This is a genomic window from Neisseria dumasiana (genome assembly GCF_022870885.1).
In the GTDB taxonomy this organism is placed as follows: domain Bacteria; phylum Pseudomonadota; class Gammaproteobacteria; order Burkholderiales; family Neisseriaceae; genus Neisseria; species Neisseria dumasiana.
The window spans coordinates 854,776-869,743 of sequence record NZ_CP091509.1 but is presented as its reverse complement, the minus strand read 5'-3'; the positions used below and the strand labels follow the sequence as shown (position 1 = coordinate 869,743).

General features: G+C 50.1%; 11 protein-coding genes. 9 read left to right on the top strand and 2 right to left on the bottom strand.

From position 1 onward, the window contains the following. Window positions 1-64 precede the first annotated feature (64 nt). A complete protein-coding gene (locus LVJ88_RS03920) occupies window positions 65-1,489 on the top strand; it encodes a leucyl aminopeptidase (protein ID WP_085418935.1) in 1,425 nt (474 codons plus the stop codon). On the opposite strand, the gene LVJ88_RS03915 is transcribed toward LVJ88_RS03920, so the two are convergent. Further along, on the bottom strand, window positions 1,468-1,626 hold the full coding sequence (locus LVJ88_RS03915; protein ID WP_158087950.1) for a hypothetical protein: 159 nt from the start codon (window positions 1,624-1,626) through the stop codon (window positions 1,468-1,470). The two genes, LVJ88_RS03920 and LVJ88_RS03915, sit on opposite strands and share 22 nt — an antisense overlap. A 32-nt stretch (window positions 1,627-1,658) precedes the next feature. Here LVJ88_RS03915 and mltB point away from each other — a divergent pair, with 32 nt between their 5' ends. The 8 genes from mltB (at window position 1,659) to LVJ88_RS03875 (ending at window position 13,622) form a co-directional block, all read left to right on the top strand. After that, window positions 1,659-2,726, top strand: coding sequence for a lytic murein transglycosylase B (mltB, locus tag LVJ88_RS03910; protein WP_085418934.1), 1,068 nt, complete (start codon window positions 1,659-1,661; stop codon window positions 2,724-2,726). Between the two features lie 32 nt (window positions 2,727-2,758). Further along, complete coding sequence (locus LVJ88_RS03905) at window positions 2,759-3,457, top strand: hypothetical protein (protein WP_244694183.1); 699 nt, start codon at window positions 2,759-2,761, stop codon at window positions 3,455-3,457. A 160-nt stretch (window positions 3,458-3,617) separates the two neighbouring features. Beyond that, the gene (gene dnaX, locus LVJ88_RS03900) at window positions 3,618-6,065 is read left to right on the top strand and encodes a DNA polymerase III subunit gamma/tau (RefSeq protein WP_085418626.1); all 2,448 of its coding nucleotides are present in this window, start codon (window positions 3,618-3,620) and stop codon (window positions 6,063-6,065) included. Window positions 6,066-6,245: 180 nt separating this feature from the next. Next, window positions 6,246-6,581, top strand: a complete 336-nt coding sequence (locus LVJ88_RS03895) for a YbaB/EbfC family nucleoid-associated protein (RefSeq protein WP_004284292.1) — start codon at window positions 6,246-6,248, stop codon at window positions 6,579-6,581. 269 nt (window positions 6,582-6,850) lie between these two features. Continuing rightward, complete coding sequence (locus LVJ88_RS03890; protein ID WP_085418632.1) at window positions 6,851-7,789, top strand: FecCD family ABC transporter permease; 939 nt, start codon at window positions 6,851-6,853, stop codon at window positions 7,787-7,789. An 88-nt stretch (window positions 7,790-7,877) separates the two neighbouring features. Next, window positions 7,878-8,627, top strand: coding sequence for an ABC transporter ATP-binding protein (locus LVJ88_RS03885; protein WP_085359387.1), 750 nt, complete (start codon window positions 7,878-7,880; stop codon window positions 8,625-8,627). 549 nt (window positions 8,628-9,176) lie between these two features. Beyond that, a complete protein-coding gene (locus LVJ88_RS03880) occupies window positions 9,177-10,871 on the top strand; it encodes a site-specific DNA-methyltransferase (RefSeq protein ID WP_244694182.1) in 1,695 nt (564 codons plus the stop codon). Between the two features lie 105 nt (window positions 10,872-10,976). Continuing rightward, the gene (locus tag LVJ88_RS03875) at window positions 10,977-13,622 is read left to right on the top strand and encodes a restriction endonuclease (protein WP_085418625.1); all 2,646 of its coding nucleotides are present in this window, start codon (window positions 10,977-10,979) and stop codon (window positions 13,620-13,622) included. 198 nt (window positions 13,623-13,820) lie between these two features. Here LVJ88_RS03875 and LVJ88_RS03870 read toward each other — a convergent pair whose 3' ends face one another. Next, the gene (locus LVJ88_RS03870; protein ID WP_054599278.1) at window positions 13,821-14,861 is read right to left on the bottom strand and encodes a zinc-dependent alcohol dehydrogenase family protein; all 1,041 of its coding nucleotides are present in this window, start codon (window positions 14,859-14,861) and stop codon (window positions 13,821-13,823) included. Between the last annotated feature and the right edge of the window lie 107 nt (window positions 14,862-14,968).

The window sequence follows — 14,968 nt, the reverse complement described above, 5'->3', positions numbered from 1 at the left end:
TTGCTTTGCTTGAGGCCGTCTGAAAAATATATTGCGAACCACCGTTCAGTTCAGGAGAATAAACATGGAATTTAGCACAAAAGCCGAAAAATTGCAGCCAAGCCAAGAAGGTGCGCTGCTCTACATCTGCGAAGATGCCTGCCCGTGCAGCAAAAACAGCGACAATGAAACCGCCGCCCTGCTCTGCGGCACGTTGGAAGAAAACCAATCGTTTGCCGAAACCCAAATTGTCGAAAACGGCAGCCTCAAAGCCATCGCCGTTGTGCGCTTGAACAACCTGAGCCGCGAAACCGTTGCCAAAGCCGCCGCCGAAGCCACTTCATGGGCGCAAAAACAAGAGCATATCCACATCTGCACCGCACCGTTCAGCAAAAAGAACGCCGCTTTGGTTGCCGAAGTGTTCGCCACCGCATTCGGCAATGCCGCCTACCGTTTCGACCGCTACAAAAAAGAAGCCAAACCCGCCAAGCTGGCCGGCGTAACTTTCTACTGCCCCGGCCAAGAAGCCGGCATCAAAACCGCGTTGGAAACCGCCGAAGCGCAAATATACGGCATGACCTTGTGCAAAGACCTCGGCAACGCCGCTCCCAACGAATGCACGCCGAAATTCTTGGCGCAAACCGCTAAAAAAGAAGCCGAAAAAATCGGCGCATCGGTGAAAATCCTCGAAAAAGACTACATCAAGAAAAACATGGGTTCTTTTTGGTCGGTGGCCAAAGGCAGCAAACAGAAACCCTATTTGATCGAACTTTCCTATTCCGGCGCCAAAAACAAAGACGACGCCCCCATCGTGTTGGTGGGTAAAGGCATTACCTTCGACACCGGCGGTATTTCGCTCAAACCCGGCCTCAACATGGACGAAATGAAATACGACATGTGCGGTGCCGCCAGCGTAATCGGCACATTCTGCGCCGCCGTCAAACTGAAACTGCCCATCAACCTGATTGCCATCGTACCCACCTGCGAAAACATGCCTTCCGGCGAAGCCAACAAACCCGGTGACATCGTAACCAGCATGAAAGGCTTAACCATCGAAGTATTGAATACCGATGCCGAAGGCCGTCTGATTTTGTGCGACGCACTCACTTACGCCGAACAGTTCAAACCCAAAGCCGTGATCGACGTTGCCACACTCACCGGCGCCTGCATCATCGCATTGGGCAACGACGTGAGCGGCGTAATGGGCAACGATCAGAAACTCGTCGACCAACTGCTCGCAGCCTCCCGCGAAACAGACGACAAAGCATGGCAGCTGCCGCTGTTCGACACTTATAAAGAACAGCTCAAATCCAATTTTGCCGACATCCCCAATATCGGCACACCCGGCGCAGGCACGATTACTGCCGCCACGTTCTTGTCATATTTCACCGAAGACTACCCGTGGGCGCATCTCGATATTGCCGGCACGGCTTGGAAATCGGGCAAAGAGAAAGGCGCTACCGGCCGCCCCGTACCGCTGCTGCTCAACTACCTGCGCAACGTGAAATAACCCAAGCAGGCGAAGCGTAAGCAAAGGCCGTCTGAACAATCAAGCTGCCCCATCACACCGACGGCAAATGCCGGACGGCATGCAGCCTGATTGTTCAGACGGCCTTTAAGCACCCACCTAAATTTGATAAACTGCATCTCCCGCAACCGCCTCAAGAAAACATACCGCCATGAAAAAAACCGCACTCACCGTTCTTGCCGCCCTCACCTTACTTTCCTGCAGCACCACCCCCGACCACAAAGCGAAAGAAACGCCCGTCGCCCCCGTCGGCAAACGCCCCGTGTTCGACCATACTGCCGACTCGGTCGCCATCAGCGGCTTTAACGGCAACACCAACGTGCAGCGTTTCATCGCACATGAAACGGCAAGCGGCAAATTCAGCAGCGGCGAGTTGCAAAGCTTTTTCGACGGCGTGGTATACAAAGGCAACATCATCAACATCATGAACCGCCCCGGCACGTCGCGCCCGTGGTACGAATTCCGCACGGGCAACTCCGGCGAAGCCAAAATCAATAACGGCAAGCGCTTCTACCAACAACACAAAACCACCATCGATGCCGTGGCGCGCAGCTACGGCGTACCGGCCGAACTGATTGTGGCCATCATCGGCATCGAAACCAACTACGGCAACAATATGGGCAGCTTCCGTTTGGCGGATTCTTTGAGTACGCTGGCATTCGACTATCCTCGCCGTGCCGAGTTTTTCCAAAAAGAACTGCATGAATTTCTGCTGATGGCGAAAGAAGAGAAGCGCGACGTATTCAGTTTTAAAGGCAGCTATGCCGGCGCGATGGGCATGCCGCAGTTTATGCCTTCGAGCTTCCGCAAATATGCGGTCGATTACGACGGCGACGGCCTGCGCGATATTTGGAACAACGTCGGCGACGTAGCGGCTTCGGTGGCGAACTACATGAAAGCGCACGGCTGGCAGACCAACGGCAAAATGGTGGTGCCGGTTACGCTTACCATCACGCAAGAACTGCAAAACATCATCGACGAAAAAACCGCGCTCACCCGCACAGTGGGCGAACTCAAACGCTTGGGCGTGATGCCGCAGGAAGTGGTGGACGACAACGAAAAAGCCGTGCTCTACCGCCTCGAAACCGCGCCGGGCGTGTATGAATACTATATTGGCCTGAATAACTTCTACGCCGTATGGCAATACAACCACAGCCGCATGTATGTAACCGCCGTGCGCGATATCGCCAACGGCGTGGGCGGCAACTACCGTTTGTAAAATAACAAATATATATAGAGAGGAATTAAATTATGAATTTATCTTCATTAAAAGAAATAAACGATTTTATTACAAATTTTATTAATCAAATAAGGAATTGTACAAGTGAAAGTGTAAGTGAAAGTGTAAGTAAAGCAAACACAACATGCAATTCAGCCGATATAATAAGTACAATAGTATTCATTATAATTTTGATATTTTTAAATTATAAATATATTATGCCTATTTTTAATAAAATTAGAAATAGACACGAGGAATTTATAAAAAACTTACTTAAAAATGATTATATTGATGAAAATAATAAAAATTTCTTGAAAAATGAACTAAATAAGCTATTTTTTAAAAAACTAACAGGTTTAAGCGCAAACGATACAGAAAGAGAAAAAATATATGATATTTTTCATAGGAAATTGTCTCAATTTTCTTTCAAACAAATCAAAGGCGCAAGCGAATATCTAAAATTAGAATTAAAAGAAAATCAAATAATATTTAAATTTAAATGGACTGCTTATCTCTGGTTTATATTTTTTTGTATATTACTTGTTATTTTTTCTATTTATGCTGTAGCAATTATATTTAATTTCAATAACATTTCTGGTTTTAAAGCAGTACTTTTACACCTAGTTTCTCTTGGTTTCTTCTTATTAGCATCAAACTTATTTATGCATACAATACTTTGTATACGGAATGCATATAAAATCAAAAAATTATTAAAAAAAAAAAATTATTAAAAAATGAAAATAAATTAAAAAATCTCTTAGCCCTTCAAAAAAAATCACTGAAGGAAATGTTTATTAGAAGCAATCCTTTTAAAAAAAATAAATCATAAAGTTAAATATAAATTATTATACTTTTTATTATTATTATACTTTTAAGTAAAAAAGAGAATCTATGGCTTATCAAGTTCTCGCCCGTAAGTGGCGGCCTAAAACCTTTGCCGATTTGGTCGGGCAGGAGCATGTTGTCAAAGCATTGCGCAACGCGCTCGACGAAGGCCGCCTGCACCATGCCTATCTGCTTACCGGCACGCGCGGGGTGGGCAAAACCACCATCGCCCGCATTTTGGCGAAAAGCCTCAACTGCGAAAACGCCAACCACGGCGAGCCTTGCGGCGTGTGCCAAAGTTGCACGCAGATTGACGCGGGGCGATACGTCGACCTACTCGAAATCGACGCGGCTTCCAACACCGGCATCGACAACATCCGCGAAGTGCTCGAAAACGCCCAATACGCGCCCACCGCAGGCAAATACAAAGTCTATATCATCGACGAAGTGCACATGCTTTCCAAAAGCGCGTTCAATGCCATGCTGAAAACGCTGGAAGAGCCGCCCGAGCATGTGAAATTCATTCTCGCCACCACCGACCCGCACAAAGTACCGATCACCGTATTGAGCCGCTGCCTGCAATTCGTGCTGCGCAACATGACCACGCAGCAAGTGGCCGACCACTTGGCGCATGTGCTGACGGTGGAGCAGATTCCGTTCGAACCGCCCGCGCTGCAACTGCTCGGCCGCGCTGCCATGGGTTCGATGCGCGATGCCTTGAGCCTGCTCGACCAAGCGATTGCGATGGGTTCCGGCAGCGTTACCGAGCATGATGTCCGCCAGATGATCGGCGCGGTTGACAAACGCTATCTTTACGAACTGCTGCAAGGCATCGTAAACCAAGACGGCGAAGAACTGCTGCGCAAAGCACAGGAAATGGCCGCCCGCGCCATCGGTTTCGACAACGCCCTGAGCGAACTGGCCATGCTGCTACAACGGTTGGCCTTGGCGAAAACCGTTCCCGCCGCCATTGCCGACGACCCCGAACACGAAACGCTGCTGCGCTTATCGCAATATTTAAGCGGCGAACAAATCCAGCTTTACTACCAATGCGCCATCCACGGCAAACAAGACCTGAGCCTCGCGCCCGACGAATACGCCGGTTTCGTGATGACGCTGTTGCGTATGCTCGCGTTTGCCCCGATTGCCGCCAAAGCGCACGACCCCGACGGCGTGATTGAAGGTACGCAACTGCACAACCCCGAAGCGGCGGAACCTGCCGCAAAAAAGCCGCTGATTCTGCCTGAAACACAAACCGCACCGCCCGCCGCCCCAACACCGCCCGCACCGACCGTGAGGCCGTCTGAAAAGCCTGATGCGGTTGTTCAGGCAGAAGACACCCCGCCGTGGGAAGATGCGCCGCAAACACCTGAAACGGCAGAGAACGGCTTTCAGACGGCCTCCGAAGAGATCAGGCCGTCTGAAAAAATTGAACCGCAAACAGCGGCTCAGGCAGAAGAAGCACCTTTGCACAATCACACGCAGGAAATGCCTGCCGTGGCAGCAGAGCATTTTCAGACGGCCTCCGAACCCATAAGGCCGTCTGAAAAAGTTGAAACGCAAACAACTGTTCAGGCAGAAGAAGCACCTTTGCATAATCCCATGCAGGAAACGCCTGCCGTGGCAGCAGAGCATTTTCAGACGGCCTCAATGCCGACAGCAAAGCCGTCCGAAACGGTAGGCGAACAAGTTGCCGCACAAGAACCAACCGCACCTGAAACGCCTCAAACCGGCCAACCCGGAGCCGCCATGCCGTCTGAAAGCATGGAAAGCCTTCAAAACGCAGCGGCAACACCGGCAGCAAGCACGGCCAATATTCAGACGGCCTCTCCGTTAAGCGAAGTGCACAGCCCGCAAACCATGCCGTCTGAAAACGCCGAAACCGCTTTTCAGACGGCCTCGGATTATCCGCCCGAATATGCCGATGCGCCGCCTTATCCCGATGCAGACGAGCCGCCGTATTTTCCCGAAGAATACGCCTATCCCGAATACGATATGCCGGTGATGCCGTCTGAACACCACGAAAAAACGGATAATGCACAAACGGAGCAGGACGAAACGCCGCCCGACGATGAAGACGAAGCAGGCTTCGCCCCCTTGCCCGAGTTCGCCCCCGAAAACTGGGCGGCCATCGCCAAACGCTTTGCCGCCAAACTCGGCGCGGCGCAAATGCTGACCCAACACGCCGCCTGGACCGGCTACGATGCCGAAAAAGGCTTGATGCTGTTGTCACTATCGGGCGAAGCCCGCGCCGTTACCAATAAAGAGCGTCTCGACAAAATCCAAAACACCCTTGCCGATGCCTACGGTTTGCAACTGAAGCTGCAAACCGAGCCGTGGCGCGACGATGCCGGTTGGGAGACCCCCGCCATGCGCAGCAAACGCCTGCAACTCGAAGGCCGCCAAAAAGCGCAAGACCTGCTCGAAGCCGACCAAACCGCACGGCAGATTCTCGACCTTTTTGAAGCCGAGTGGCTGCCAGACACACTCAAACTGGCCGAGTCGCAGGAATAAAGCATTGAGGCCGTCTGAAAACAGTTTCGTTAACCATATATCGGCAAAACCATACCCGTCATACTCGGGCTTGACCCGAGTATGACAAACCGTGAATAAACCCTTCTGAAAAGCCGCGCCGTATTGCCGTCTTCCCATTCAAAAGGTATCATCAAACCCTTTTTAACCAGGAGTAAAACCATGTTCGGAAAAGCCGGATTAGGCGGCCTGATGAAGCAGGCGCAACAAATGCAGGAAAACATGAAAAAAGCACAAGCCAAGCTGGCTGAAACCGAAGTGAACGGCGAAGCAGGCAACGGCTTGGTTAAAGTAACCATGACCTGCAACCACGTTGTCCGCAAAATCGACATCAGCGAAGATTTGATCAAAGAAGCGGCCGACGACAAAGAAATGCTCGAAGATTTGGTGCTGGCCGCCATCAACGATGCAGGCAATAAAGCCGAAGAAACCACCAACAAAACCATGGGCGCGTTCACCCAAGGCCTACCTGCCGGAATGGGCGACTTTTTCCGTTAAGCCTTAATCTCGAAACAGCTGTCTGAACATTCAGACGGCTGTTTTAACAAAAAAATTACAAAAATAGCCAAACACAATCCGCCGGAACAAGCAAACCCCATCAACATTTCACCCAACCGGCCCACACCAAAATCTACACCCAACGGCAAAGCACATAATATTTGTTCCCACGCAGGCAGACGTTTGCCGTGCTGCGCGCGGTTGAAACTACAACGTTTGTCATCCTCGAATTTAACAGCTTTTTTAAAAAACAGTTTCGCGATAAAGCCATGAAACCTTTCCCCCTTATTCTCTCCCTCACAATTACCGCCGCCCTCATCTGGTTTTGTGCCGGCGTCGGCTTCGGCGAATGGCAGCCGCCGCACCAAATGGACGAAACCATACAGGCCATCCGACTGCCGCGCGTGTTCACTTCTTTACTGGTCGGCGCGGCTTTAGCGGCGGCCGGAGCAGCGTTGCAGGCACTGTTTGAAAACCCGCTGGCCGACCCGAGCTTGATCGGCACTTCCGGCGGAGCGGCATTGGGCGTGATTATCGTACTGGCTTTCGGCATCGGAGCGGTGGGCGTACCGCTGGCGGCCTTTGCCGGAGCTTTGGCGGTTTGTCTGCTGATATTGGGCATTCACCGTTTCATCGGCGGCGGCACATTGGGGTTGCTCGTGCTGGGCTTTGTGTTGAGCGCATTTTCCGCTGCCATCGTGAGCCTGATTCTGTTTTTATCCGACGATATGGTTTTGCGCAGCGCAACCATCTGGCTGTCGGGCAGCTTGGCCGAAGCAGGATTTACTTCACCGTTGTATGCTGCAACCGTGATGCTGGCGGGGCTGATACTGCTGGTTATCGTCGGCAAAAAGCTCGACATTCTGATGCTTGGCGAAGATACCGCCGTCAGCATGGGGATTTCGGTGCAGGCGGTGCGGATACAAACCGTGGTCGGTGCCGCTTTGCTTACCGGAGCCGCCGTATCGCTTTCAGGCATCATCGGCTTTCTCGGCATGATGGTGCCGAATGTCGTGGCTCAGGCAGTAGGCGGCAGACGCAGCAAACTGATTGTTCTTTCGGCTTGGCTCGGTGCCGTGTTTCTGCTGGCTGTCGACAGCGCGGCACGTTGGTTTACTTATCCGGTAGATGTTCCGGTAGGCATCGTTATCGCCCTGCTCGGCGGGCCTTTCTTTATGTGGCTGTTTTTAAAACCTTTACGCAAATAAAGTTAATCAACCGAACTGTTGCTGCGGCCGTTGCTTTGCTTTCCACGCCGCCTTTGCCACCGCCCAAACTTACGGTCTCTTAAAATATATGACGAATTATTCTTTTACCATCAAACAATTGAAAGTAACAGCCAAAACCAAGGTGCTGCTGGAAATCGAAGAATTGAACCTGCCGCACGGCTGCCACACAGCCATTATCGGCCCCAACGGGGCAGGCAAATCGACTCTGCTCAAAAGCCTGATCCGCCAAACGGGGCAAGGCACGGTAAATCTGTTCGGCAAGGCCGTAGCACCGCAACTGAAACAAGGCAGCGTCGCTTGGGTGGCGCAGCACGGCCAATACCAAATGCCGCTAACCGTACGCGAATACATCGAACTCGGGCGCGGAAGCGACAGCACATGGCCTTTTCAGACGGCCTCCAAGCCGTCTGAACAAGCCGAAGCCCTGCTGGCTCATTTCGATTTGCAAGAACTCGCCGAAAAGCGCATCCAAACCCTTTCCGGCGGCGAGCAGCAACGCGCCAACATCATCCGCGCCCTACTCCAAAACGCCCCGATACTGCTGCTCGACGAACCGTGCAACCATCTCGACATCCGCCACCAACACAGCTTGATGAACTATCTGGGCGGCAACCGCCAACATTTCAGCGCGGTTATGGTGTTGCACGATTTAAATCTGGCCGCCCGTTACGCCCAACATGTGATATTGATGAATCAGGGCAAAGTGGTTGCCGCCGGAGCTCCCGAACAAGTGATGCAGCCCGAATTGCTGGCAGAAGTCTATCAGTGGCCGATCGAGCGGGTATGTGATGAAAAAGGTGTTTATTTCAGGGTTTAAAAACATGAAGTCGAAGCAGACAAAGGCCGTCTGAAAAAACAGCGCAAATCAACTTGAGAAAACAATATGCCCGCCACACTCAGGCTTAATGCAACCATAGCCTGAAAAATAAGTTGATTTGCGCTGTTTTTTCAGACGGCCTCTGATAATATGCTTAGCGAACTGTTATGATGCGTTTTTTTCAGCTATCAAAGGGAAAGGATAAAATATGGGCAACCAGCAACCAGCAACCAGCAACCAGCAACCAGCAACCAGCAACCAGCAACCAGCAACCAGCAACCAGCAACCAGCAACCAGCAACCAGCAACCAGCAACCAAATTATAAATGAAAATTACAATAAAATCAATATATTAAAACTAAAATCTCTCTTTCCCGAAGCCTTTTGCGAAGACCAAATCGACTGGGAAAAACTCAAGCTCATTCTCGGCGAAGAGAATCTCGCCCATCACAACGAACGCTACCAGCTCAACTGGGCAGGCAAAAGCGAAGCCTACCGCACTCTTCAAGCGCCCACATCCAACACACTGATTCCCTACCAAGCCGAATCGGTGGATTTCGACGGCACGAATAATCTATTTATCGAAGCCGAAAACCTCGAAGCCCTGAAAATCCTGCAAAAAGCCTATGCCGGCAGCGTGAAGATGATCTATATCGACCCGCCTTACAACACCGGCAGCGATTCTTTTATCTATCCAGACAAGTTTTCGGAAACCCGCGAAGAATACGCCCGCCGCGTCGGCGACAAAAGCGACAAAGGCTACCTGAAACGCGACGGCGTATTCCAAGGTGCATGGCGCAAAAACAGCAAGGAAAGCGGCCATTACCACAGCAACTGGCTCTCCATGATGCTGCCGCGCCTACATCTGGCCAAAACCCTGCTACGCGACGACGGTGTGATTTTTATCTCGATTGACGACAACGAACAGGCGCAATTGAAGCTGCTGTGTGATGAGGTGTTTGGGGCAGAGAATTTTGTGGGACAAATGGTTTGGCACAACTCTTCACGAAACAGCGAACAGATCGCAATAGAGCACGAATATATATTGTGCTATGCCAAAAATAATTACGGGTTAACAAGATGGAAAAACACTCGTCCCGAAAGTGCCTTTTTAAACACATTAATTGCCGATGCCAAGCTGCGAGGAAAAAGCCTAGATGAAACTCGGCAAATGCTTAGCCAAGCAATTAAGGATATTTTGGAACGAGGAAAGCGGGAAAAAAGTAAAAAATACAATTGGATTAGCAACTACAACAATTTAGATAACAACTGGAAAATCTACTATGCCGTGGATTTAACAGGCGAAGGCAGCGGCCCACCCCGCTATTTCGGTAATAAACTTATTCCCGCGCCTGAAGGCCGCCATTGGATGGGACAGGATTACATTAATGAACTGTTTGAAAATAACAGAATTGTATGGCGTGGCGAAAGAGCTTATCGGAAATTATTTATTGAAGAAACCGAAAGCAACTTGAAAGGAATAATTGATATACCCACCCGAAACGGCGGTGAAAGCATCAAGCAGTTATTTAATAGCCAAGTGTTTGGAAAGTCCAAACCCACCAATCTCATCCATCACTTGGCCTCTTATGTCAGCAACTCAAACGACCTAATCCTTGACTTTTTCTCCGGCTCCGGCACCACCGCCCACGCCGTAATGCAGCTTAACGCCGAAGACGGAAGCAGCCGCCGCTATATCTGCGTGCAGCTTCCCGAAGAAACCGACGAAAAATCCGAAGCGCGCAAAGCCGGTTTCGACACCATCGCCGAAATCGCCAAAGAACGCATCCGCCGTGCGGGCAGGCAAATCCGCGAACAACATCCTGAAAAAAACATTGATACCGGTTTTAAGGTATTCAAACTGGCCGAAAGCCATTTCAAACCGTGGAGGCCGTCTGAAAAAGGTTCAGACGGCCTCGAGGCGCAACTGGCCATGTTTATCGATCCTGTTGCCGAACATGCCGAACCGCTGAATATGGCCTACGAACTGATGCTGCGCTTAGGTTTGAAACTCACCTGCCCACTACATGTATCAGACGGCGTGTATTGGGCGGAAGACGAAGACACGGGCAAACGCACCGCCCTGCTGCTTACCCGCGCCGACGAAGCTTTGATAGATACAGTGATTGCCGAAAACCCCGCCAAAGTCGTGGCACTCGACCGTTTGTTTGAAGGCAATGATGCGCTAAAAAGTAATGCCGTTTTGCAGATGCGCGACGCGGGCATTATTTTTGAATGTGTGTAGGTCGGATTCTCGAATCCGACAATATCTGCCTATCAGATCGTCGGATACAAGTATCCGACCTACCGGCTCCGTACAGCGCAACAGATGATTTGAAAAGAAAACGATATGGAACTGAAATTTGAAACGCTGAATTACCAGCTTGATGCGGTCAATGCGGTTTTGCGCCTGTTTGAAGGTGAGCCTAACCGCAAACAGGATTTTGAATTGCAAAGCAGTGCGACCAGCCGCTTTGTGGCAAATGAATTGGCTTTGGATTGGGAGACCATAAACCGCAACCTGAATACCGTCCAGCAGGAATCAGAACTCTCCCAAACCGACATTGGCGAACACGGCTTGAATTTTTCGGTGGAAATGGAAACGGGTACGGGCAAAACTTATGTATACCTGCGCACGATTTTCGAGTTGAACCGACAATACGGCTGGACGAAGTTTGTGATTGTGGTGCCGAGCGTGGCCATCCGCGAGGGGGTATTGCAAACCCTGCGCAGCACGCGCACGCACTTTTCCGACCTGTTCGACAAGCCCGTGATGAATTATGCAGAATACAGCAGCAGCCGTTTGTCGGCGTTGCGCTCTTTTGCCGTTAACGACAATATTGAAATTTTGGTCATCAATATCCAGTCGTTTGAAAAAGACTTGAATGTGATCAATCAGGTCAACGAAAGCGGCGATGCGCCCATTACGCAAATCAGCCAAACGCGTCCGATTGTGATTATCGACGAACCGCAGAATATGGAAACGGAAGGCCGTCTGAAAGCGATTGAATCGCTCAATCCGCTGTTTACGCTGCGCTATTCGGCCACCCACAAAGCAAGCCGCCACAAGATTTACAGCCTGAATCCGGTGCAGGCTTATAACCTGAAGCTGGTTAAGCAGATTGAAGTGTTGTCGGTGCAGGCAGAAAACGATGTGAACGGCGCGCCGGTGGAGCTACTGGAAGTGTTATCGGCTTCCAAAGGCCGTCTGAAAGCAAAAGTGAATATTTTGGTTGAAGACGGGCGGCAAACAAAAAAGAAAACCGTGAGCGTGAAAAACGGCGATGATTTGTTTGACAAATCGGGCGGCAACGAAGCCTACCGACACGGCTTTATCATTGAAGGCATGGATAGCGAAACACAGGAAATCGCGCTTTCAGACGGCCGAACAATCGAGCGCGGCAGCGGTGATGCGATGCGCGACAATATCATGAAAATGCAGATTCACCATACCGTTGCCGAACACCTGAAAAAGGAAAAACGCCTGAAAGCCTACGGTATCAAGGTGCTGTCGCTGTTTTTTATCGACAAGGTGGAAAACTACCGCACAGCAGCGGGTGAAGCAGGCAAGTTTGCTTTGTGGTTTGAAGAGATTTACACCAAACTTTCGGGCGGAGAGAACCCGGAAGGCGTACACAACGGCTATTTTTCGCAAGACAAACAAGGCCGTCTGAAAAACACCAACGGCACAACGCAGGCCGACAACGACACTTACCATCTGATTATGCGCGACAAAGAAACGCTGCTTTCGTTCGACAGCCCTTTGCGCTTTATCTTTTCACATTCCGCCCTGAAAGAAGGCTGGGATAACCCGAACGTGTTTCAAATCTGCACGCTTAACGAAAGCAACTCGCCGATCAAAAAACGGCAGGAAATCGGACGCGGCCTGCGTTTGGCAGTCAACCAAAGCGGTGTGCGGGTGCGCGATGAAAAAGTGAACGTACTCACGGTTATTCCCAATGAAAGCTACGAGCATTTTGCCGCCACATTGCAACAGGAATACCAAGACGAGTGCGGCATCACGTTTGCATCGGACAATATCAAAAACGCTGCCCGTAAAAAAACCGTGCACTACCGCAAAGATTTTACGCTCGGCCCCGCGTTTCAGGCCGTTTGGCAGAAACTCAGCCACAAACCGCGCTACCGCGTGGATTTCGACACGGCCGTACTGATTGAATCCGCCGCCGAAACCGTGCGCCATATGCCCGAAATCCAAAAACCGAAAATACAAATGCACAAAGCCCGAATCAAGCAGTCGCAAACTGACGGCGTTTGGGCAGAAGAAACCGCCAGCCGCAGCTTGACTGTGGAAGCCGAATGGGCTGTTCCCGACGTATTAGGTGCCATTCAGAAAAAAACGGGGCTGACACGGCGCACCGTGTATGAAATCCTCGTCCAATCCGACCGCCTGCCCGACCTACCGGGCAATCCGCAACGTTTTATCGACCTTGCCGCCGACAAAATCAACCTTGCTCTGCGAAACCTGATGGTAAAAGGCATACGCTACGACATCAGCGAAGACGAGCGCTATTGCCAAAGCCTGATGGAAAAATGGCGAGATATGGAAACCAACGGCACGGAGTTTTACGAAAACGACTACACGTTTAAAGTAAGCAGACCGGAGAAAACCATTAATGAAAACTATATCCCGCTGGATTCAGCTATTGAAAAAAATTTCGCCCGTGATTGTGAAAATTACAACGACGATACGTTTGGAAAAATACCTTTCTATTTCAAACTACCCAAATGGTTCAAGATTCCCACACCTTTGGGCAACTACAATCCCGACTGGGCGGTAGTGGCCGAAACCGGGAAACAAGCGTTTTTCGTTGCAGAAACCAAAGGCACAGCTAAAGGTATACAAGCGGGCGTGGATAAAGACCAACTGCGTTACTCTGAACGTTTGAAAATCGAATGCGCCGAACAATATTTCAAAGGTATAGATGAGCTGGAATATCGCGATGTAGAAAAAGTAGACGAACTGACCGAAGATTGATTTTATACCTAAATTTTACAGATAACGGCACACTCTCAACAAGCACAAGCATAAAACATGCAGGCATTTTTTAAATTTATCAGCTATATTTCTAGATTACTGTTTATATCTTTATCCAAGCTCAATAGCAAAGAAGCCGCCTGAAAATATTTTCAGACGGCTTCTTCGATTTAATTACCTAAAAAACACAAAACAAACTTAATCGGCTTCCAAAACCACTTTCATCGCGCCGTTTTCGGCTGCGTGTTTAAATACATCGTATGCTTTTTCCAGTTCGCTGAATTTAAAGCGGTGGGTCAGCATTTTGGTGTAGTCGACCGAGCTGGTGGAAATGGCTTTCATCAGCATCTCTGTGGTGTTGGCATTAACCAAACCGGTGGTGATGGTCAGGTTTTTAATCCACAGTTTTTCCAGTTTGAAATCAACGGGCACACCGTGTACACCGACTACGGCCACATTACCGCCGGGTTTGACGATGTCTTGACACATATCCCAAGTAGCGGGAATACCCACGGCTTCAATGGCTACATCTACGCCGTCTTCGCCCACGATATCGAATACCTGTTTGGCCACGTCGCCGGATGCGGGGTTGACGGTATGGGTTGCGCCCAATTCTTTGGCCATTTTCAGGCGGTTTTCATCCATATCGCACATAATCAATACAGACGGGCTGTACAATTGTGCGGTCAGCAAAGCCGACATACCCACAGGCCCTGCGCCTGCGATAAATACTGTGTCGCCGGGGCGCACATCGCCGTATTGCACGCCGATTTCGTGTGCGGTCGGCAATGCGTCGCTCAACAACAGCGCTACTTCTTCGTTCACGTTGTCGGGCAGCAGAATCAAGCTGTTGTCGGCAAACGGTGTGCGCACATATTCGGCTTGGGTACCGTCGATCATGTAACCCAAAATCCAACCGCCGTTACGGCAGTGAGAATAAAGCTGTACTTTACAGTTGTCGCAGGTGCAGCATTTGCTCACGCAAGAAATGATAACCTTATCGCCCTTTTTGATATTTTTAACAGACGAACCCACTTCTTCGACAATGCCGATGCCTTCATGCCCGAGAATGCGCCCCGGAGTGATTTCGGGGTTTTTGCCTTTCCAGATGCCCAAGTCGGTACCGCAAATGGTGGTTTTGACAATTTTTACCACTGCATCGGTCGGATCGATGATTTGGGGTTTGGGTTTTTCTTCAAAACGGATATCGCCTGCACCGTAATAGGCCATTGCTTTCATGCGTCTTCCTTTCATAACAAAACAGGGTTAAATATCAAGTTCTGTTATAGGCCAAACCACGAGCAAAGTCAAATTGTCTTTTTAATTCATAATGTTATAATATAACA

What these genes read in the sequence shown, in the direction of transcription:
- LVJ88_RS03920 (WP_085418935.1), top strand. Translation starts at nt 65, where the DNA reads ATGGAATTTAGCACAAAAGCCGAAAAATTGCAGCCAAGCCAAGAAGGT.
- LVJ88_RS03915 (WP_158087950.1), bottom strand. Translation starts at nt 1,626, where the DNA reads ATGCAGTTTATCAAATTTAGGTGGGTGCTTAAAGGCCGTCTGAACAAT.
- mltB (WP_085418934.1), top strand. Translation starts at nt 1,659, where the DNA reads ATGAAAAAAACCGCACTCACCGTTCTTGCCGCCCTCACCTTACTTTCC.
- LVJ88_RS03905 (WP_244694183.1), top strand. Translation starts at nt 2,759, where the DNA reads ATGAATTTATCTTCATTAAAAGAAATAAACGATTTTATTACAAATTTT.
- dnaX (WP_085418626.1), top strand. Translation starts at nt 3,618, where the DNA reads ATGGCTTATCAAGTTCTCGCCCGTAAGTGGCGGCCTAAAACCTTTGCC.
- LVJ88_RS03895 (WP_004284292.1), top strand. Translation starts at nt 6,246, where the DNA reads ATGTTCGGAAAAGCCGGATTAGGCGGCCTGATGAAGCAGGCGCAACAA.
- LVJ88_RS03890 (WP_085418632.1), top strand. Translation starts at nt 6,851, where the DNA reads ATGAAACCTTTCCCCCTTATTCTCTCCCTCACAATTACCGCCGCCCTC.
- LVJ88_RS03885 (WP_085359387.1), top strand. Translation starts at nt 7,878, where the DNA reads ATGACGAATTATTCTTTTACCATCAAACAATTGAAAGTAACAGCCAAA.
- LVJ88_RS03875 (WP_085418625.1), top strand. Translation starts at nt 10,977, where the DNA reads ATGGAACTGAAATTTGAAACGCTGAATTACCAGCTTGATGCGGTCAAT.
- LVJ88_RS03870 (WP_054599278.1), bottom strand. Translation starts at nt 14,861, where the DNA reads ATGAAAGCAATGGCCTATTACGGTGCAGGCGATATCCGTTTTGAAGAA.